The 19,950-nt window shown below is 36.8% G+C and carries 23 protein-coding genes and 2 pseudogenes; 21 read left to right on the forward strand and 4 right to left on the reverse strand.

Annotation, left to right across the window (positions count from 1 at the left end):
* The first annotated feature begins 9 nt into the window (after positions 1–9).
* The 6 genes from RWS39_RS02045 (at position 10) to groL (ending at position 4,691) form a co-directional block, all read left to right on the forward strand.
* Entirely contained in the window at positions 10–504 is a 495-nt protein-coding gene (locus tag RWS39_RS02045; protein ID WP_314479927.1) for a PTS system mannose/fructose/N-acetylgalactosamine-transporter subunit IIB, read from the forward strand.
* A 124-nt stretch (positions 505–628) separates the two neighbouring features.
* Complete coding sequence (locus tag RWS39_RS02050) at positions 629–1,474, forward strand: PTS mannose/fructose/sorbose/N-acetylgalactosamine transporter subunit IIC (RefSeq protein ID WP_005591586.1); 846 nt, start codon at positions 629–631, stop codon at positions 1,472–1,474.
* A 1-nt stretch (position 1,475) separates the two neighbouring features.
* Positions 1,476–2,315 carry a PTS system mannose/fructose/sorbose family transporter subunit IID gene (locus tag RWS39_RS02055; RefSeq protein ID WP_039975565.1) on the forward strand — a complete coding sequence of 280 codons (840 nt, stop codon included), beginning with the start codon at positions 1,476–1,478 and terminating at the stop codon, positions 2,313–2,315.
* A gap of 17 nt (positions 2,316–2,332) precedes the next feature.
* Complete coding sequence (locus RWS39_RS02060) at positions 2,333–2,623, forward strand: hypothetical protein (protein ID WP_005591588.1); 291 nt, start codon at positions 2,333–2,335, stop codon at positions 2,621–2,623.
* A gap of 140 nt (positions 2,624–2,763) precedes the next feature.
* On the forward strand, positions 2,764–3,045 hold the full coding sequence (groES, locus tag RWS39_RS02065) for a co-chaperone GroES (RefSeq protein WP_048766103.1): 282 nt from the start codon (positions 2,764–2,766) through the stop codon (positions 3,043–3,045).
* A 23-nt stretch (positions 3,046–3,068) separates the two neighbouring features.
* Positions 3,069–4,691 (forward strand): chaperonin GroEL, encoded by a 1,623-nt coding sequence (gene groL, locus RWS39_RS02070; RefSeq protein WP_314479928.1) that lies wholly within the window; start codon positions 3,069–3,071, stop codon positions 4,689–4,691.
* A 540-nt stretch (positions 4,692–5,231) separates the two neighbouring features.
* On the opposite strand, the gene RWS39_RS02075 is transcribed toward groL, so the two are convergent.
* Together RWS39_RS02075 and RWS39_RS02080 are read right to left on the reverse strand one after the other, a co-directional pair.
* Positions 5,232–5,747 (reverse strand): HdeD family acid-resistance protein, encoded by a 516-nt coding sequence (locus RWS39_RS02075; RefSeq protein WP_003004261.1) that lies wholly within the window; start codon positions 5,745–5,747, stop codon positions 5,232–5,234.
* Between the two features lie 217 nt (positions 5,748–5,964).
* Complete coding sequence (locus RWS39_RS02080; protein WP_003013606.1) at positions 5,965–6,477, reverse strand: helix-turn-helix domain-containing protein; 513 nt, start codon at positions 6,475–6,477, stop codon at positions 5,965–5,967.
* Between the two features lie 207 nt (positions 6,478–6,684).
* Here RWS39_RS02080 and RWS39_RS02085 point away from each other — a divergent pair, with 207 nt between their 5' ends.
* The 5 genes and pseudogenes from RWS39_RS02085 (at position 6,685) to RWS39_RS02100 (ending at position 8,710) form a co-directional block, all read left to right on the forward strand.
* Positions 6,685–6,867 carry a hypothetical protein gene (locus RWS39_RS02085; RefSeq protein ID WP_002916824.1) on the forward strand — a complete coding sequence of 61 codons (183 nt, stop codon included), beginning with the start codon at positions 6,685–6,687 and terminating at the stop codon, positions 6,865–6,867.
* 45 nt (positions 6,868–6,912) lie between these two features.
* Positions 6,913–7,231 (forward strand): annotated as a pseudogene (locus tag RWS39_RS09540) (replication initiation protein); the annotation flags it as partial.
* Positions 7,228–7,530 (forward strand): annotated as a pseudogene (locus tag RWS39_RS02090) (tyrosine-type recombinase/integrase); the annotation flags it as partial. The pseudogenes RWS39_RS09540 and RWS39_RS02090, both read left to right, overlap by 4 nt.
* Positions 7,531–8,116: 586 nt before the next feature.
* Entirely contained in the window at positions 8,117–8,470 is a 354-nt protein-coding gene (locus tag RWS39_RS02095) for a hypothetical protein (protein WP_314479939.1), read from the forward strand.
* 99 nt (positions 8,471–8,569) lie between these two features.
* Positions 8,570–8,710, forward strand: a complete 141-nt coding sequence (locus RWS39_RS02100; RefSeq protein ID WP_314479942.1) for a hypothetical protein — start codon at positions 8,570–8,572, stop codon at positions 8,708–8,710.
* Between the two features lie 9 nt (positions 8,711–8,719).
* Here the strand turns inward: RWS39_RS02100 and RWS39_RS02105 are convergent, their stop codons facing one another.
* Together RWS39_RS02105 and RWS39_RS02110 are read right to left on the reverse strand one after the other, a co-directional pair.
* Complete coding sequence (locus RWS39_RS02105) at positions 8,720–9,595, reverse strand: ImmA/IrrE family metallo-endopeptidase (protein WP_314479945.1); 876 nt, start codon at positions 9,593–9,595, stop codon at positions 8,720–8,722.
* Positions 9,592–9,939, reverse strand: a complete 348-nt coding sequence (locus RWS39_RS02110; RefSeq protein WP_314479949.1) for a helix-turn-helix domain-containing protein — start codon at positions 9,937–9,939, stop codon at positions 9,592–9,594. Before RWS39_RS02110 ends, RWS39_RS02105 begins: the two co-directional genes overlap by 4 nt.
* Before the next feature lie 993 nt (positions 9,940–10,932).
* Here RWS39_RS02110 and RWS39_RS02115 point away from each other — a divergent pair.
* The 10 genes from RWS39_RS02115 (at position 10,933) to RWS39_RS02160 (ending at position 19,918) form a co-directional block, all read left to right on the forward strand.
* Entirely contained in the window at positions 10,933–11,355 is a 423-nt protein-coding gene (locus RWS39_RS02115; RefSeq protein WP_314479951.1) for a helix-turn-helix domain-containing protein, read from the forward strand.
* Entirely contained in the window at positions 11,355–11,654 is a 300-nt protein-coding gene (locus RWS39_RS02120) for a hypothetical protein (RefSeq protein WP_314479954.1), read from the forward strand. The genes RWS39_RS02115 and RWS39_RS02120 overlap by 1 nt, the downstream gene beginning before the upstream one ends.
* A gap of 132 nt (positions 11,655–11,786) precedes the next feature.
* Positions 11,787–12,119: a hypothetical protein gene (locus RWS39_RS02125; RefSeq protein WP_314479957.1), complete on the forward strand. Its 333-nt coding sequence runs from the start codon at positions 11,787–11,789 to the stop codon at positions 12,117–12,119.
* 102 nt (positions 12,120–12,221) lie between these two features.
* The gene (locus tag RWS39_RS02130; RefSeq protein WP_314479958.1) at positions 12,222–14,903 is read left to right on the forward strand and encodes an SEC10/PgrA surface exclusion domain-containing protein; all 2,682 of its coding nucleotides are present in this window, start codon (positions 12,222–12,224) and stop codon (positions 14,901–14,903) included.
* A gap of 162 nt (positions 14,904–15,065) precedes the next feature.
* Positions 15,066–15,362 (forward strand): hypothetical protein, encoded by a 297-nt coding sequence (locus tag RWS39_RS02135; RefSeq protein WP_314479960.1) that lies wholly within the window; start codon positions 15,066–15,068, stop codon positions 15,360–15,362.
* Positions 15,363–15,380: 18 nt separating this feature from the next.
* Positions 15,381–15,854: a hypothetical protein gene (locus RWS39_RS02140; RefSeq protein WP_314479963.1), complete on the forward strand. Its 474-nt coding sequence runs from the start codon at positions 15,381–15,383 to the stop codon at positions 15,852–15,854.
* Between the two features lie 20 nt (positions 15,855–15,874).
* On the forward strand, positions 15,875–17,605 hold the full coding sequence (locus tag RWS39_RS02145; protein WP_314479965.1) for an FtsK/SpoIIIE domain-containing protein: 1,731 nt from the start codon (positions 15,875–15,877) through the stop codon (positions 17,603–17,605).
* Positions 17,606–17,877: 272 nt separating this feature from the next.
* Positions 17,878–19,152 carry a replication initiation factor domain-containing protein gene (locus tag RWS39_RS02150; RefSeq protein ID WP_314479967.1) on the forward strand — a complete coding sequence of 425 codons (1,275 nt, stop codon included), beginning with the start codon at positions 17,878–17,880 and terminating at the stop codon, positions 19,150–19,152.
* Positions 19,153–19,536, forward strand: a complete 384-nt coding sequence (locus tag RWS39_RS02155; protein WP_314479970.1) for a hypothetical protein — start codon at positions 19,153–19,155, stop codon at positions 19,534–19,536.
* 91 nt (positions 19,537–19,627) lie between these two features.
* Positions 19,628–19,918, forward strand: coding sequence for a hypothetical protein (locus tag RWS39_RS02160; RefSeq protein WP_314479973.1), 291 nt, complete (start codon positions 19,628–19,630; stop codon positions 19,916–19,918).
* Positions 19,919–19,950 lie beyond the last annotated feature (32 nt).

Genomic DNA, 19,950 nt, shown 5'->3' on the forward strand with positions numbered 1-19,950 from the left:
AGATTCAAAATGGTAGTAACATTTGTACGGATTGACGACCGCATGATCCACGGTCAAACGGTCACTCGTTGGGCTAAGGAATATCCTTGCGATGGCTTGATTGCAGTCAATGATGCAGCGGCAAGCAACAAAGTTTTGATCCAAGCCTACAAAGGGGCTTCTGACAAGAAAACTTTCGTTTGGACCAAGGAAGCCTTCAAGGAAAAATCTGGCAAGGTAACCGAATCTGACAGCCGTTATTTCTTGATTACCAAAAATCCGATTGATATGAAAGAAATCTTGGTGGACCAAGGCTTTGTACCAGGCGATGTCAAAGAAATCATCGTCGGACCAGCCAATGACCGTCCAGGAGCTGTCAAGCTGGGTAACAATCAATCCATCACACAAGAAGAAGCGGAAGCGATTGAAGCGATTGAAAAAGCAGGCTACAAGGTAAAATTCCAGCTGCTTCCAGACGTTTCCATCGGCTACTGGAGCGATTTTAAATCTAAATTTGGTTTTTAAACAGGGGCAGAAGTTAAGCGGGACACGGTTTTGGACTTTCGATAGCCTTGCCAAGCAAGGTCTATTTGAAGGAGTTGGAACCGAGCTCCTGCTACTGCTCGATCTTACTTAAAGGAGAAAGATTATGACAATTTCTTGGTTGCAAGCCGCAATCCTCGGTATCTTTGCTAGTTTGTCTTCTATGCCGGGTATGGGTGGCTCAAGTATTGGTAACTATACACTTGGACGTCCGCTTGTCGGAGGACTCGTCTGTGGTTTAATTTTAGGAGATGTGAGCCTCGGGATTATCTGTGGGGTAGCCATGCAGTTGGTGTATATCGCACTGGTAACCCCTGGCGGTACTGTTTCTGCCGATGTCCGTGCAGTTTCTTATATCGGTATTCCTTTGGCAATGGTTGCGATCAAGTCACAAGGGATTTCAGATGCTCAGCAGGCTGCTGACTTTGCAAAATCAATGGGTGTGCTGGTTGGTACGCTGGGAACTGTTCTCTTCTACGGAACAGCAACAATGAACTTGGTATGGCAACACATGGGCTGGAAAGCGGTCGAACAGGGAGAATACAAAAAATTGTATGCGGTTGACTGGTATCTGCCATGGGTTTCCCACTTCCTCTTCTCTTTCTTGCCAACACTGATTCTTTGCCGTTACGGTGCTGATGCTGTTACAGCTCTGAAAGATGCCCTCCCAATGGATGGTCTACCAATGAAAACCCTCTTCACAGTAGGTTCTCTCCTCCCATGTGTCGGTATTGCGATTCTCTTGAAACAAATCGTTGAAAAAGTGACAGACTTTGTTCCATTCTTCGTTGGCTTTACCTTGGCTGCCTCACTTGGCCTCAACCTTGTGTCTAGTGCAGTTGTATCACTGATCTTTGCCCTGCTCTTCTATGAAGTACAGATGGCGAAAAATGTCAAAGCTAGTGCTGTGGCAGTAGGTGATTTTGACGATGATGACGAGGAGGATATCTAAGATGGCAACTAAAAAAATATCTAAAAAAACACTGACCAAATCATTCCACCACTGGTACTATGGTCACTTGACCTGCTTCTCTCAAGAGCACATGCAGACTTTTGGTTACTTGACTTCTATGCTACCAATCGTGGAAGAATTGTACGATACAAAAGAAGAGCAAGCGCGTTCTATGCACACTTATACAGCCTTCTTCAACACGGAACCTCAGCTGGGTACTCTGGTCGTTGGGATCACAGCTGGTTTGGAAGAAGCGCGTGCCAATGGTGCAGAAGCAGTAAATGACGAAACCATCAACGGACTTCGGGCTGGCTTGATGGGGCCGGTTGCTGGTATCGGTGACTCTCTGATCGTTGGAACCTTGATTCCAGTTATTTTAGGGATTTCAATGGGGCTTTCAAATGGAGGCTCACCTGTCGGTGCCATCTTCTATATCCTAGTTTGGAATCTGCTGGCTTATTTCGGTATGCGTTTCGCTTACTTTAAAGGCTATGAATTGGGAGACAAGGCCGTTGAATTTCTAGTAGGAGAACAAGGACAAGCTATCCGTAAATCTGTTGGGATTGTCGGCGGAATGGTTATCGGTGCTGTTGCAGCAACTTGGGTACCTATCAAAACTGCCTTCCAATTGACCAATCCGGGTGAAAAAGAGCCTTACCTTGTCTTACAAGATAAATTAGACGGTGTTTACCCAGGTCTCTTAACAGCTGTTTTTATCGTATTTTGCTGGTGGCTCATGGCCAAGAAGAACCTTTCTCCAATCAAAGTGATGCTCATTCTGGTTGTTATCGCCTTTCTTGGAGTACTGGCTGGCTTCTTTAACCCAGGTCTCCAATATTAAGAAAAAGAGGAAAAATCATGACAGAACAAGAATTGATTCAAGGCTATGAAACAGAAATTCAATACCAGAAGCATATGATTGAAAATCTCGGACGCTGGTTTAGTCTTTTCTTTACCATTGCCAGTATCGGTTTTGTCCTGATTTATCTCTTTCATCGAACTAATCTGCTTCTGTTTATCGTAGGAGTCATCTTAGCTATTTTGGGAATTCTTGTCATGCTGGTCTTTGGCTATGGCATCTACAAGGGTAGACTAAATCTGCAAAAAGTGATTGATGATTTTGAAGAGAAACTGAAGTTAGCTCAATAATGTTTCCAATTAATTTCCCCAAAAACTTTGTCATTCGGCAAAGTTTTTTCTTGACTATTTCTGACCAAGTGATAAAATAATAACTATAGATTAGCACTCGATGTCATAGAGTGCTAAAATTCAATCTTTGGAGGAAAAAGATGTTAAAACCATTAGGTGACCGTGTGGTCTTAAAAGTAGAAGAAAAAGAACAGAAAGTTGGTGGCTTTGTCATTGCTGGTGCAGGACAGGACGCGACAAAAGAAGCAAAAGTTATTGCAGTTGGCCAAGGAATCCGTACGTTGAACGGAGAGTTGGTTGCACCAAGTGTCAAGCCAGGTGATAAGGTTTTAGTTGAAAGTCATGCTGGCATTGAAGTCAAAGATCAAGATGAGAAATTCTTGGTTGTTGGGGAAGCAAGCATTCTTGCAATTGTTGAGTAAAAATCGAAGAAAGAGGTTTAAAGATGGCAAAAGATATTAAATTTTCATCAGATGCACGTAGTGCAATGGTTCGTGGTGTGGATATTTTAGCAGATACTGTCAAGGTGACTTTGGGGCCTAAAGGCCGCAATGTTGTTTTGGAAAAATCTTTTGGTTCACCCCTTATCACCAATGACGGTGTGACCATTGCCAAGGAAATCGAACTGGAAGATCATTTTGAAAATATGGGCGCTAAGCTGGTGTCAGAAGTGGCTTCAAAGACCAACGATATCGCTGGGGACGGAACAACGACTGCTACTGTATTGACCCAAGCTATCGTTCGTGAAGGGATTAAAAACGTAACTGCGGGTGCCAACCCAATCGGTATCCGTCGCGGGATTGAAGCAGCAGTTGCAACAGCTGTTGAAGCCTTGAAAGAAACTGCGATTCCAGTTTCTAACAAAGAAGCGATTGCTCAGGTTGCTGCTGTGTCTTCTCGCAGCGAGAAAGTCGGCGAGTACATCTCTGAAGCTATGGAAAAAGTTGGCAACGATGGCGTTATCACTATCGAAGAGTCCAAAGGGATGGAAACAGAGCTGGATGTCGTAGAAGGAATGCAGTTTGATCGTGGCTACCTGTCTCAATACATGGTGACGGATAGTGAAAAAATGGTGGCTGATCTGGACAACCCTTATATCTTGATTACAGACAAGAAAATTTCTAACATTCAAGAAATTCTGCCATTGTTGGAAAGTATTTTGAAAACCAACCGTCCGCTCTTGATTATTGCGGATGATGTGGATGGTGAAGCTCTGCCAACGCTGGTTCTCAACAAGATTCGTGGTACCTTTAATGTAGTGGCTGTTAAAGCACCAGGTTTCGGTGACCGTCGTAAGGCTATGTTGGAAGATATTGCCATTTTGACTGGTGGTACAGTGATTACAGAAGATCTTGGTCTGGAGCTCAAAGATGCGACGATTGAAGCGCTTGGACAAGCTTCTAAAGTCACTGTTGACAAGGACAGCACTGTGATTGTGGAAGGCTCTGGCAATCCAGAAGCTATTGCCAATCGTGTGGCCGTTATCAAATCGCAAATCGAAAGTACAACTTCTGAGTTTGATAAAGAAAAATTGCAAGAACGTCTGGCTAAATTGTCCGGTGGTGTGGCGGTGATTAAGGTCGGAGCTGCAACCGAAACCGAACTTAAAGAAATGAAACTCCGCATTGAAGATGCTCTTAATGCGACTCGTGCCGCAGTAGAAGAAGGAATCGTGTCTGGTGGTGGTACAGCCTTTGTTAACGTATTGGATGCAGTAGCTGCTCTTGACTTAACAGGTGATGAAGCGACAGGCCGTAACATCGTCCTCCGAGCTTTGGAAGAGCCTGTCCGTCAAATCGCTTTGAATGCAGGCTTTGAAGGCTCAATCGTTATCGACCGTCTGAAAAACTCTGAAGCAGGTACAGGATTCAATGCAGCGACCGGCGAATGGGTGAACATGATTGAAGCTGGAATCATTGACCCAGTCAAGGTGACGCGCTCAGCCCTGCAAAATGCCGCTTCAGTTGCTAGCTTGATTTTGACAACAGAAGCAGTTGTGGCCAATAAGCCAGAACCTGCGCCAGCAGCACCAGCTATGGATCCAAGCATGATGGGCGGCATGATGTAAGACACATCGAAGAAAGTACAACTTTTCTGAAATCAATAAAGTAAAAAAGACTTCAAACTATTGGTCAAAAATAATGGTTTGAAGTCTTTTTATTGTGCGGATAATGAAATGTGAAATGAAAAATTGTAAAATAATGAAAAAGCCTTGGATTCCAAGGCTTTTTAGTCATACTTTCTATGCCCCCTGCATGAATTTGTAAGAACTTTTCATATTGAAAATAAACAAAAATGTTGAAATATAGCTGATTTTAGGGAAATACTTTTAGGTATTTTCAATGTCAGGATTTAAAAATGGGGCAAAAGCGGGGCAAAAACGAATGACTCGTATTTTGTTTGAAAACCTATAATACCTAATGATTATGCTATTCTAGATATATAGTTTTGTTATAAATAAATGTCAGTGCGAGATCAAATTGGAGAATAAAATGGAAAAACAAATTTCTACGTAGAATGGAATGCGAAAAAGTGATAATTAAAGAGACGAAAAAGCTGAGAATATGATTTCCCAGCTTTTTTGAATGCGATAGAAATAGCAACTAGACTATTTACGAAAGGCCTCAATAATGTAGGTGAAGCCAGTAACTAAAAATGAAAAGGCAATGACATAAACGACAAAGACACCTGTAGCCACTGGATTGAACAGAATCACTAGACCTAGTAAAAATTCAAGCAAGGCTACCCACATGATATTGCTACCAATAATAGGGAAAATCAATCTTAGACGATTGCCTTTAAAGAAAGCAATAATGGCTTCTACAATTAACCAAATTCCTACAATGGTCGGAATGACGACCGGCAGGGTCACAAAGCCATAAGCAACGAGGTAAAGAGCTAAGAGAAGACTAACAAATCCTTGGAAAAGATAAACAGGTGAGCGAAGCTCTTTTGGTGCAGAGAAATAGCCTAAAATAGCTGCTATAGAAGAAACCAGTAAACCAAATGAAATCCACCAGCTGTAAGCAACAAGATTAGCTACTGGGTTTGTAAATAGGAAAAGTCCTAAAAGGACAAAAACAACTCCTGCAAGGAATAGCAGTAAACGATTAGAAAATTTCATTTCAATACCCCCTATATAGTATAGTTTCTAATAAAACTATTGTACTTATTTTTATAGAAAATGTCAATAAAATAAATAAACAATTTGGAAGTTTCAGTCTGACTTACAAAAAGAAAAGGAGTTTTCACTCCTTTTCACAGATTGAAGACAAAGTCCTTATAAAAGTGTCTTCTAAAGATTTTAACTTCAATCTGAAGCGAGGTTATCCTCGCTTTTTCTATTTATCAAACAATTCCTTATTTTCAATTAAGAGTTCTAGTGGAGATTTATCCCTTGCTTCAATAAAACCAGGTTCATATTGGTTATGAAGTGTTCTTTTCTGAGAAGTTGGATCAATATACAACTCATCTCCATCTTCTGTGTATAGTTGGTTGCCTCTTGTTAAGTAAAGTAAATCCTCTAAGTACTGTCCATCAGTTTCTAGAAAATCTTCGATGTATTTGACAGCTTTTAAAATCTCACTTACTTTATCAGAGTATTCATTAGATTCAAGAACACTCTTTTCTAACTCAATCTCTTTACTAGTTCCAAATAGTTGGGTTGGAGTTGCATTAAAATATTCTGCTATCTTATCCAAATTTGCAAAGGTAGGATAGCTTTTTTGTTTTTCATAATCAGAGATGGACTGTTTACCGATTCCTAAATCTTCCGCAAGTTGAGTTTGACTTACTCCTTTTTCTATGCGTAGTCGTGCCAAATTGGGTCCAAAATTTTGAATAATAAAGGTCATGATAAACTCCTATGTTGTATTTTAAACTTATTCTATCACCTATAAACTTACAAATCAAGTTTTTAGTTGACTACTCAAAATATTTTTTATAAAATATATTTATAACTTACAAATAAGTTATAAACGATACAAATAACTCATATGTTTAGGAATAGTGAGTGAGGAGGAAGTTGAGGACGAGACTATGACTTACGACTATTCGAAGCCTTGGAGCTAGAAATTGTGTGGACAAGGACAAGGGACGAGCCTGACGGGAAGTCAGGCGAAGTCCTGCAGACTGCCGTCCAGACAATTTCTAGCCAAGCAAAAGCTGGCTATTCTAACAGCCAGCAAAAAGGGACACTTAGGGCAACGCCCAAAGAACGACGGAACGAGCAATCGTTGATTTGACGGTGTTTCTGAAACCTAAAAAATCTAAAAGAAGGGGGGACAATTTTGTTGGTTTCTATACAAGATTTAAGAAGTATTCAAGAACGATGTGATGTAGGAGAATTAGTACAGCGGTTAGATGTCAGTATTGATAGATTAACGGTTATCTGGGATACAGACATTGGTTCCCTAAGACAAATTTTTAAAAATCTGAAACAGGCAATAAGTACAAGAGTTGATTCATTTGAAATACATGATAACGTACGAGATGATGTATTTACTTTAGCTAAAGATTTTAATGAGTATGATTCAATCAATATTATATTTTTTCAATTATCCACTTATGGAAATGAACAATTGATTCGAATTGATTTCAATCCTAGGTATAAAATGATTTTTCAGCATTATGGATATATTCACTTGGTACCAGATATTGCAAGTGTCAATAAAGCTTTGAGTGTTCTTTTAAATGAATTAGATATTTATCCAATTATCACGACAAAAGGAGCACGTCATACCTATGGAAGCTACCTCTGGCACAAAGGATTTGACCTTGGAGTTATTGCAAAAATTCTAGGGCATAGAGATATTTCAATGTTAGTAGAAGTATATGGACACACTTTAGAAGAGAAAATTTTTGAAGAATTTAATCAAATTAGAGATGTTTGGAAAGATTGCTCATAAAAAAATGTGGGGCAGAAAGTGGGGCAAAATGATTTCAGAGCAAGCAAAAAAGCCTACAGAGTAGGCTTTTTTAGTCATACTTTCTATGCCCCCTGCATGAAACAAAGGGGTATATTGTAGAATTTAAAACTCTTTTTTATTGATAATTTAATCAGGGAGAAGATTTGATTTTTGCGATAAGAAGTATAGTTCACTTTTAAAGTGGGGCAAATGTGGGGCAGAAACATAAAATTATAGGTTAGTAATTTATTCTAAAATCATAGAGAAATTTATAAAATAAAGGAGATTAAGGATTTAGTCTCTTTCATTTTGTAAATGTGTAGATTTACATGCCATAAAAATGAGTCAAATATTTTTATCACAAAGAATAAATGCAAAAGATTTTGACAAAATAATAAAGATGTTGTAGACAATTACTTATATCTTTGTTAAATTGTTTTTTAGTTGTGGTTATGTTACAATGATTTAATAAAATGTTCAAAGTGCCTACACTTTGTTTTATACATATTGAATGTATATTTGGAATATTTTTAACTGTAGTTGTGTTCAAAATTTGAAAAGCGATCATTAAGTGAAAGGTGATATTATGAAAAAAACATTGTATTTGTTAGCTGCACTATTTGCTTCAGCGATTCTTTTAGTTGCTTGCTCTTCTAAACAAAGTATGGATGGAACTTATTATGAGTTTTATGGGGAAAAAGATAATGTTATTTTATCTAAATTATATCCTGTCAAAATTAGTGAAGATAAACTTATACAAAGTACACCTCGTAAAACATTTACGATTAAACAAGAAAATCATACTTTGGTTGGGGATGATATATTTGAATATGAATTAAAAGATGATGTATTGTCTTATGATGGTAATACTTATGTAAAAGCTGGAACTACAAAAGAAAAAGAAATTGCGAAAAAGGCTAAAGAGGTGCTTGAAAAGTAAGAAGGCTAATATTTAGCCTTTTTTGACATTTCAGGGATAAAAAATAACATTTCAGGATTTTTAGTTATATTTCTAATGGGGAAATGGTAAACTAAGATTATGAAAGAAGAAATGATATTTGATATAAAACGTATTGCAGAGAGTTTGAATAGGCACAATTCAAATGATGAATTAAGGAGTGCGATTTTTAGGTTACGAATTAGGATAGATAATTTAGAAAAGACAATTCAGGAAAGGTAGAAAAGAGGGCTAATTGCTAGTCCTCTTTTGTGTTAGGTCGTAATGGATGAGTTTTGCTTTTCTCAAACTTTCATCTTCTGAAAAGAAGTCCGTGTTCCAGGAGTAGAATACGGCAAAGCCTTGATTGTAGTAGGTTTTGACTTCGATATTTTGTAAAGCTTGTGCTGTTTTTTGAAATTCAAGGTCAGATAGAGAGGTAATATCTAATTGTGTAAGGAAACCTTTTGTATTGATAAGGATTTTAAATCTGTCTATATCGTCAATATAGATGCTCTCATATTCTGATATGATTTTATCTTTGAGAGAAGCAAAGATTTTCATGATAGGTTTGTTAGAGCCTGTAATATAGCCTGTAACAAGTTTTTGAGCAGTGCTTGGTGGAATGTCACCTTGGTTTATTAAAAGCTCATTTAAGCGCAATTCAAAGGCTTGTGTAGAGACTTTTAGTTCAAGTTTTGTTTCTTGGAAATTTTTTTTCTGATAGAAGATTTTGGTGAGCAATACAATATCTGGCATGAGAATGAAGGATGAAAAATAATTAGCTTCTTTCTCCTGTTGGTCATTATTCTGTGTATTTTCTGCGAATACAGTTCCAGAATGTCGTAAAATTAAATGTCCTAGTTCGTGGCATTTTGTAAAATTTTGTCTGGTTGGAATACTAGAAGCTTCGTAAGAAAAAGAGATCCCTAGATTATCAATTAGGGTTAAGCCTAAAATAGCCTCGTCTGAAAAGTGATGAGGCAGCAATTTGATTTTATGCTTTTTTATAATGTGATTGAAATAATTTTCAAAAGTATAATTGATTTTGGAAATATTATATAACTTAATAAATGAATAGAGTTCTTTTCTTGCGATTTCCCAAACTTTGAAATAAGTTTCTGTCACTGGTCGTCTTCCTCAAAGGCTTTTCTTCTAATTTCCATAAATTCTAAGAGTTCTTTTTGAAAGGTCTCTTTTTGTTCAGGAGTCATATTTTTTGAAGTTTTGCGGAATAGAAGTTCTACATTTGATAGTTGATCTTCTGGATTTTTGAGTTCAGAATTGCCTAGAAGATAATCGGTTGAAACATTAAAAAATTGTGCTAATTTTTCTAAGCTTTCTTTAGACGGACTTCTAAGTCCTTTTTCCCATTGAGCATAGCTTTGTGGGCTAGTTTTGAAGTGATCTGCTATTTCTTTTTGGGTTAAACCAGCTTCTTTTCGCAAGCTTTTAAGGCGTTTGGTAAACATAATAGTGGCCTTTCAAAAAAATATATAATTTTTCTAAAAAAAGTGTTGACAAAGTAATCATTTGATTATATAATATTAAATGTAATCAGTTGATTACAAATTCAAAAAGATTATAACAAAATAAGTTCTTTATTAAATCTTGAATAAAGAATTGGAATTATTTCATTTTACTTAATCTTTTTAAAAGAGTTAGCTCTTTGATAATTAAATAAAAAGTGCGTCTGAAATCTGAAGTCCAGACTACAAACACACCAATAAATAAAATGTAGCAATTTTATTATACATTATCCATTATGTTTTGTCAAAATGAGTTTTGTCTCTGTATAAAAATTAGGTGATGATGAGTGTGTTCGTGAATGGTAAGATGATTCAGAGGTATGTAAATTTAACGAGTTTTAAGCAGATTTTATGTAAAAATGACTACAGTACAACTTTTTTCAAAAAACATTTTTATTTGCTTTATCCATGAGCAGTTTTTCTTTTTTGGTTGTTTTTGGTGAATTTCTTCTTAAAACTCGTTAAGTTTACATGCGTAGCATTAGGGTTTAGCTAGTGACCTGTGTAGAACAAAGAGACTAGAACTGCTGGCTTGGTGAGTCGGAGATGATGCTTGTTATCCTTAGAGAGAGATAAGGGCGCAAGTTGATTGGGCGGGGTGTAAGATACAATAATTATATTGTATTTTGCTGATGGTGAAAGGTGATATTTTGTATCATTGAGTAATCGAAGTGAGTAGTCATGCTGTGAAGCATTATGAAAGCTAGTGTGCGAAGATACGAGCATACAAATATTCTATAAACTAATAGCTAGTTTATTGATGATACATAATGGCTTTTGTGCTGTAAAATTGATGGCTGGCTTATTAGTTTGTAAGAGATTATTTAGAGTAAGTAGTTTCTTATAAGCTGATAAGTCAGAGTTGTAGATGGTATGTGTTCTAAGACGGTTAGCTCCCAAACCGTCTTTTTTGTTTGTATTGAAAGGAAATTACATATGGAAAATACTCTGGGGAATCGCTTAAAAGGTATTCGTGAGGATCGTAATAAGACGAAAGAACAGGTTGCTAATTATTTAGAAATACAAGTTCGAGCTTATCAAAGATACGAGTGTGGAGAAAGAGTACCTGATTTAGATAAAATGAAGTCTTTAGCTAGATATTTCAATTGTTCTTTAGATCATCTTGTTGGGATGGATATTCCACAAGAGAAGAATTATGTTGCCCGTGATCGGGTTCTTGATTTTTCAGAAATCATGAGTCTGGGTTATGATAAAAAGTTTGCTTATGGTTTGGTAAAGCAGATTATTGATCATCAGTCAGAAAGCGAAGTAGTCCATGTTTTTGAAAATGAGAATAAAAAATATGTGACTAAAGAAGAAGTTCGAGAGTTACTTGAAGGCTTTTTGGAGAAGTTGTGATGGATTTAAAGAATGTTTTTAATAAGTGTCTGTTATATAGGTGTTTGACAAATTTAAAAAAAGGTAAATATGTGACTCTTTATTTTGAAGAAGAATATTTGATGATTGTAGAAACACTCAAGAATAAGAGTCGTTGTTATTATTTAAGTTTACCAGAACCTCTATTATTGACGATTCGAAATAATTTCAGGGAAGGTGCTTTTTTGATTGCAGATGGTCGTGTGAGTGTAACGATTTACCGTTTCATCTTGTCTAAAAAGCGTTCCTGGGGAAAGGTATTGATACGTAGTTATTCGTAGAAATAGATAGATGATTATTGTATATATTTTTTTGATGTTGGGTCTTTTATGGCTCGTTTTTTTGTATTCAATGCTGGTGGTTTCAAGTCGAATTTCGAGATATGAAGAAAGCATTGTGATTGAAGATTAGTGTTGGGAATTTTAGGAAAGGAGTCTGTTATTGGTACTTTGAAGATAATAAAAAAGGAAAGGTATGAGACTGGTGTTAAAATACCATCTTATGTATATTCTATAGCAGTCCTTGATTTGAAGGAAGAATGTTATTATCCAGTTTATCCTTTTGCCTTGACAGAAAGTGATAAAAAATCGTTGTTTGAGTTTATTTCTTTGTATAAAGAAGAATTGTTAGCTTATTATAAAAAGAGAAATTCCATTGGTTTTTCTTTTAGTCTGTATGGTTTTAATACAGGGGCTAGAGAAAGATTTAAGGAGTATTGGTATCAGAAAGGGGTAATTGTCACATAATATAATAGTTAAATTGTTTGAAAAAGCAAATAAATTGATATAAAATAGAAAAGGTAGTAAACGGAAACATTTTCGTTTATTAAATATAAAAGGAGTTCAAAGATGAAAAAAGTTGACAAAGTTTTATTAACTGGAGCGATTGTAGCAGGCGCTTTTGGCTTGGGTAGTCAAGTAAAAGCTGAAGAAGTAGGAACAGTTAGTAATCCAGCTAGTTCTGTAGATGCAGTTGAGAAAGTTAATCAAACTGTTACTGAAGCTGATATTGCAGTTTCAGAAGCTAAAGTTTCTAAGGCAGAAGCAGAGGTTAAAGCTCAAGAAGAGTCTGTTTCTAGTGCTGCTGCAGATGTAAAGGCAGCTGAAAGCCAAGTAGAAAAAGATTCTAAGGCTGTGAAAGATGCTGAAGAGTTGGTGAAAAATGCTAATCCTGAAGCTATAAAAAAAGCTGAAGAAGAAATTGCTTCAAAACAAAAGAATCTTGAAGATGCGAAAAAGTCTGTTGCTGAAGCTAAAGATGCTAGAGTTAAGGCTTTAGAAGAATTGGATAAGCAGAGTGAGAAAGTTGATAAAGCAGCAGCTGTAGTATCTGAAAAAGGTAAGGAAGTTGCTTCAGCAGAGAAGGTTGTTTCTGAAAAACAAGCACTTTTGGATGGGACGAATTCAGCTGAAATCTTTAAGGCAGCGGATGATGCTTCAGCAAAACTTGAGAAAAGTAAGCAAGCAGTAAAAACAGCTGAAAATGCTTTGAAAGAAGCACAAGAGTTTGATAGAAAGCACATGAATGATTTTATGGCTGCTAATCAAGAAGAAGATGCTAAATCGAAGAAGAAAGATGAAGCCAAGAGTTCTTATGATGCTGTTGTAAATAAGAATGATGTTTTGGAGTCTAAGCATAAGGAAACAAAAGCTGCGTATGAATTAGCGAAGTCAAATGTAGATTCGCTTAACACTATTCAATTAACTGCTACTTATGTTGAAGCTTTGAAGAAGTATGCTGTTAGCTCTCGAGCAGAGAAAGAGAAACTTGCACCTATTTTGAAAGCTGAGAGTGCAAAATTAGAGAAGTTGCATCAGTATAAAGTTAATCCTAATGACGATAATACTGTAGCCTACGATATTAACGAGTTGCCGACTGAAGTGATTAAAGAATTGTCTTTATTCGGTTCTGACTTGGTTAATCAAGTTCGTAAGCAAGTTGGATCTAGTTCTTCTGTAGTTAGTCCATCTTCTATTGATTTTGCTGATAGAGTAACAGATGGATATGTTGCGCATAAGTGGAATTTAGATGAGGCACGTAGACGTGGTGCTGTAGGTCATGATGCAAAAGCAGTAAATGAGGCTGCAGCTTATTATGGTTTGCCGACTACTAATCCTACTCGTGAAGCGCAAGGTTGGCAGTATTATGAGAATTGGGCTGGAAGTAGTGCATATTCTGATAAGATGACTTTAGCGCAATTGAAGGCTGCTGTTTATGAGTCTATGCTTCAGTTTATGTTTTCAGAATATGAGTGGGATCATGCTTCAAGTATTGCTGATGCAGCTCATAGAATTTCTGCTGGCAAACACGACTATATAGGTATTGATGTTTCTAGTCCGAAAGGTGGAGAAGGTTCTTGGAATGGTTTGCATTTCCTTACGATTGATTCTGATTATTTAGATACAGCGACAAAAAATAATTTTGATCGTACAGTTGTTCAGAACCATTATGACAGTAGTGTGCTTTTAGCAGAAAAAGCCAAAGCTGAAAAGGCTTATAATCAAGCCAAAGCAGCTTATGATGCAGGTCAGAATGAGTTAAATCAAGCTAAGTCAGAATATGAAAAAGCACTGAAAGCTTATAATGAGGCAATGGATAAACGTAAAGCTTTAGAGTCTGTAGAGTTGAAAGCACAAGCTGCTCAAGAAACATTGAATAAAGCAAAGGCTTCATTAACTGAAGCTGAAGTTGAGAATGCTCTTGCTCAGGTTGCTGTTTCACGTTTGAATGCAGATATTCAGTCTAAGAGGGAAGAGTTAAGAGTTGCTCAAGCGAAGTTAGAAACGAAAAAAGCTGAAAAACAAAGTGCTGAAGCTAAATTGAATGTAGAGCGTAATGATTTTGATTCTAAGAAGCTTGCTTATGAGAAACTTGTAAATGAATTGGAAGTTCTTCAAGGTTCAGTAGAGGGATTGAGTCAATCTGTTGTGGATGCTGAAGCTCGTCTAAAAGATTTGAAGAATGCTCCTTCTGTATTGAAAGAAGCTGAATCTAATCTTTCACTTGCGAACTCTAATTTGAAAGAGAAGAAGGATGCTTTAGAAGCTGCTCAGGCTAAATTAGATGCTGCGAAAGCTAATTTTGAGGCATTGTCTGCAACTCACAAAGAACTTGTGAAATCTTATCGTGAATATTTGGAAGCTCAGCGTCAAGCTCAAATCAAGGCAGAGGCAGAGAAACGGGCTAGAGAAGAAGCTGATCGTAAGAGTAATAATTCAAGCGAAACGGTATTCATTCAAGGTGAATCTAAACAAAACTTTGTAGTTTCTAAGGCAAATCAAGTTGTGGAAACTTTGCCTGGTAATCTTCAGAAAGAATCTGATCAGGTTGTTTTATCAGCGATTAAAGGCAACAAGGAATTAGCTTATAAGGGTGCTGCTATAACTTCTTATTTAGCGCCTGCAGTGCATGAAGTTGAAAAAGGTAAAGCACTTCCTTCAACTGGCGAAGCTGTTTCTCAATTTGCTTTAATTGGATTTTCAATGCTTGCTATTTTAGGATTGGCAAGTTTGCGTAAAGAAGTACAATAGTAATTTATTAGACCGTCAAAATTGTTTGATGGTCTTTTTATTTAACATGGTGAAAGGGTTGAAATTTGAATATAAGAAAATGGAGGGCACGTTCGCCTTCTTTTTATTTGCAATAGTTTTATAAAAAAGATTTAGAAAAAAAATAGAAGAGGTATTTGTAAAATGAAACAAGAAACATTGAAACTAAAACCAGAATTTATTGGAGAAGCAATTTATGATGGTTTTGAAGCTGGGCCAACTCACATGGATGGTCAAAAGGGGTCTTATACAAGACATCATCTATTCAATGAAAAACATGGAGTTTTTCATGTAATTACAACGGCATCTGCAGCCGTTATTCCGCAAGGAGCAATGGTTAAGGTTGAAGATCCACTATTGTATGTGGATTATGGTGTAAATGGTCGTAATGTTGAGCCTGCCAAAAATGTATGGGCTAAAGGCTTAACTGTTTTGAAATAGAAAGAAAGGATTTTGTTTATGGCTAAAATTGGATTAGAATTTGGTGAAAAAATTAAGATTGCTGATAAGGAGTATCGCACGTTCTCTGATGGATTAGATGAAAAGGCTATTTTGGGAAGCCTGTCCTGGCGTCGATTGGAAGAACCTGTATTCTTTACTGAAGACGACACTACGAAGCAGCCTGATCGTTTTGGGGTATATCCTCAAATGTCAACTGGTGAAGTAAAGTGGAACGATGTGACTGTGTTTTCTGATGCTCAGAAAGCACCTATTTTTGTGTCAATCGTTAATATGCCACGGCATGCTATTGAAGATCTGAATTTGAAATTGGGTGATGTAGTTGAATTGGAAGGTGTAGTGATTACTTGGAGCAATGTTGCAGGTGGTACATACAAAATTTTTGCGGATGGTATTAAGCGTGCAAACGTTGCACAGCATGTGAATGCACCAAAGCAGCCTGAAAACAAAGGTAAGGAAGAACACAAAGGATAATATTTTAAAGGAGGTATAGAATGTCTATACGTTTACTTCCTCAGTATCGTGGTGTGAGGGTTCGTCCTTATATGCGGTATATGAATTTTATTATCTTTGGATTTTTGTTGCTTCCATTTTTAAGTGGATTAGCTTTTTATGTGTATTTGCACATTGAAGATTATCAAGCGTTAGATTGGTCACAAATTGGTTTAACGCTTTTTTTGTTGGTTTTATCATTTTTATTGTCTTTATATCTGACTTGGTTTCTTCAGGAGACAACACCTTTTTTTAAAAGATTAGAGCGGTTAGGCAAACTATCGTTTTTTCTTTATGAAAATAAATATGTTTACGAGAAGAAAAAATCTAATAATCAAGGTCATTCTATTAAATTTCCGAAAATTTATCTTCAACAGGGAAAATATGATCTAGCAGTTCATTTCAAGATGGCAGGAAATAAATTCCAGGAGAAATTCAAGAAGATTGGTGGAGCTTTAGAAGACACTTTCTTTATGGATTTTATGGAGACTTTGGATGAACCAAAATATAAGGTGTATAGATTGGCTTATTCTGCGTATTTGAATAGGATCACGATACCTGAAGTACATTGGGATAAAGATAAAGGTGTGGAGCTGATGAAGGGCTTTTATTGGGACTTTATTAGTGATCCGCATTTGCTTGTTGCTGGTGGTACTGGTGGTGGTAAAACAGTTCTTTTACGTTCTTTAATATTGGCTTTGTCTAAAGTTGGTGTTGCGGATATATGTGATCCCAAGCGGGCTGATTTTGTGACTATGAGTGATATTGAAGCTTTTAAAGGACGGGTTGTTTTTGAGATTGCTGATATTGTTTCTCATTTTGAAAAAGCAGTTGTTATTATGATGGCTAGATATGATTTTATGCGTTCAGAAATGAAGCGGCTTGGCCATAAGGATATGAAAAAGTTTCATGAATATGGTTTAGAGCCTTATTTCTTCGTTTGTGATGAGTATAACGCTTTGATGGCTATGTTGTCCTATAAAGATAGAGAAAGGGTTGATAATGCTATTGGTCAATTCTTACTTTTAGGTCGGCAAGCTGGGTGCTTCGGTATTCTAGCTATGCAAAAGCCATCAAGGGAAGATTTAGGCAGTAAGCTGCAATCTAATATCAACTTTAGGATCTCTGTTGGTCGGTTGGACGAAATGGGATATGATATCCTTTTTGGTTCTGAAAACCGCAACAAAGAGTTCAAGTATCTGAAATATCTTGGAGGAAGAAGAATTTATGGTCGTGGTTATGCAGCTGTATTCGGTGAAGTAGCTAGAGAGTTTTATTCACCTTTGTTACCGAAAAGATTTTCGTTTCATGATGAGTTTTCTAGGATTTCACGTCATGAAAACCAGTTTGATCCAACGGAGAATAACCAGGTTTCAACGGATATTATTCATGATGAAGATTTGTTGCAATTTGCTGAGTCTGTTTCTGTAGACTTACCAGAGGTAGAGTTGCCAGAAATTGTGAGAGACTCTGAATTTGAAGAAATGGAAGAAATGCTGATGGAAGAAGATAAAATTGGTGCTAAACAATTATCTAAAGACTTAGGTAAGAGTTTGTCTCAGGTTGTGAAATTGGTTGCTCTTTTGGAAGATGGGAAATACTCCTCTTTCAGTCGTGAGGATGGAGAAATACTGTTTTCTCAGGATCAAGTGCAGCTAATGGAGCGTTTATTTGAGAAGAAAGAGTCTGGAACAGAGACTTGGAAGGAACTATTAGCCAATTATTTTGGTTAGTGGTGGAAGAGCTATGGTAAGGCAGCTCTTCCTGAGTATGGATAGGTGCAGGGATAGGGCTGGGCGTAGCCCAGACCGTATATCCCGATTGCACCGACCATCTATGCTCAGGAAGGGTTGTCTTAACAAACAACCCCCAATTTCTAATAGGGGGGTAGAAAAACGAAAAACGAGCATGAAGACCTTGCCTAACGCTAGGTAGCTCAAGGGATTGCGAGATTTGGAAAGTGTGTCATTTTCGCAAAAAAAGCGTGTCACAAAATGGAGAAAAAATGGCAAAAGACAGAATTATTGATGGAAAACATTTAAAAGACTTACGAAAAACAACAAATTTGACTCAAAAACAATTTGCAGAGCTTGTTAATATCAATGTAAGAAGTTTGAGAGCTTATGAGTCTAATCAAAGAGGGCTAACCTCAACACGTTTTCGGGAAATAAAAAATGCTTTGGGCTATGTATCGGCTAAAAAAGATGCGTTAAGGGTCATGATTGACTACCTGAGAATTACATTCAAAGAGGTACGTGACTTAGCGTATTTCACTGAAGCGTATCTCTTGTGTGATTTGAAGGAGTTTGTGTCTGAGGATACAAAGTTGATGGCTTACAATCACTTGTGGCGAAGAGGTGATATTTGGATATTTGATTATGTAGATAAGAATCTTACAGGAAATTATCAAATTACAGTTCAAATGTCGGGTCAAGGTTGCCGTCAGATGGAGTTGATTTTAGAAAATCATGACAAGAGTTGGCACGACATTTTATCCAAAATGATTTTTGAACGCAAAGATATGAAGGTGACAAGACTTGATATTGCAATGGATGAAATGTACCAGGGGCAAGAGAGTGAGTCGGAACATTTTTTGTTGTCAGATATGATTACGAAAGTCTATCATAACGAGGTCATTTTTGATAAGTTGAAGACTTGGAATCATATTGGTGGTGGCGGTCTTGGTTTTCAGAATGAGTTTGAAAAGGAGGAAGCTAGACAAGGTATTTCCTTATATTTCGGTTCTAGGCAATCCAATCTGTACTTCAACTTTTATGAGAAACGTTATGAAATAGCGAAGAAAGAAAAGATGAGTCTGATTGAAGCGTTGGAAGTTTTTGGAATTTGGAATCGGTATGAATTACGCTTTGCTCAAGAAAAAGCACATAAGGCAGTTGAAGAATATAGTTACGGTGTTGATCTGGCAGAAATTGCGAAAGGGATTATCAATAAGGAGATTCAGGTTTATGGCGAGAGAAATTCATATGGTGCATTTCTTCCTGATCGAAAATGGCAGAGGCTCTTCGGTGGTGTGGAGCCAATGAAATTATCAGTTCAGCCTGAACCCTATAGTATAGGGCGTACAATCAGTTGGTTGACTTATGCAGTCTCAAACAGCTGGCTCATGGTCAGTGAGTATGACAAGCTTATGAATACGAATTATATTCAGATTATCTTGGATTCAGGTGAAATCACTGACAAGGAAAGAAAGATTTTAGAAACCTTGAAGCTTCAGTCTCAAAGCAAGAGCAAAGAAGAACTTTTAGCACATGAGGTGTAAATGAAAGCTGCAGCAATTGAAAAATATCTAGTCGAGCATATTGATAAACTTGACTATGTTGTTGATGATGTAGTTTTAAGGCTGCCTGATTCGAGCTTTTATGATCCAGAAATTCAAAATGAGTGTTTTAGAGAACAACGTTTAAATTTAAAAGCATTACAAAGTAAGATGAATTCTTTTGCTTATCGTAATGATAAGAATGCGAAAGTGACATATAATCAAGCATTGGCAGGATATACACAAATGTTAAAAGAGCTTGCAGAAAAGAAGCGTGAGTCATTGAAACAGGAATTGTTGCTTGCTTCAGATGATGAGAAGGTAGCTCTTTTGTATTTGATGATTTATAAAAACAATCTGCTTAAGCGGCTAAGAAAGTATAGATGAGGTAGGATATGAAATCGGTTAGGTCGCCGACTAGTCATTAAATGTTAATGAACTACGAAAACAAATAAAAAATAAAAATGGAGAAATGAAAATGGCTGAAAATAAAAAAGAATTGATTAAGAAAATTAAAGGTACTTCTCAAGAATTTGGTGAGCTTTTGCAATCAAACAAATTTGAAGAAGCGTTTGATATTGCGAATAAGTTGAACGTTTTGTTGAAAGACGATCAGCTAAATGATTTTACAGGACGGGAACTTTCTGAAGCTGGTATTTCGGAGATGCAGGATGAATTGAAGAAGTATTGGTGGGCGAACGGGGAAATGCGAAAATACCAAGGTATTTTGCGTAAACGTGGCAGCAGCTTCTCTGAGCTTGCAAATTAGTAGTAGAGGAAAAGGGTTCGATTCCCTTTTTC

This window comes from Streptococcus cristatus (assembly GCF_963529205.1).
Classification (GTDB): domain Bacteria; phylum Bacillota; class Bacilli; order Lactobacillales; family Streptococcaceae; genus Streptococcus; species Streptococcus cristatus_O.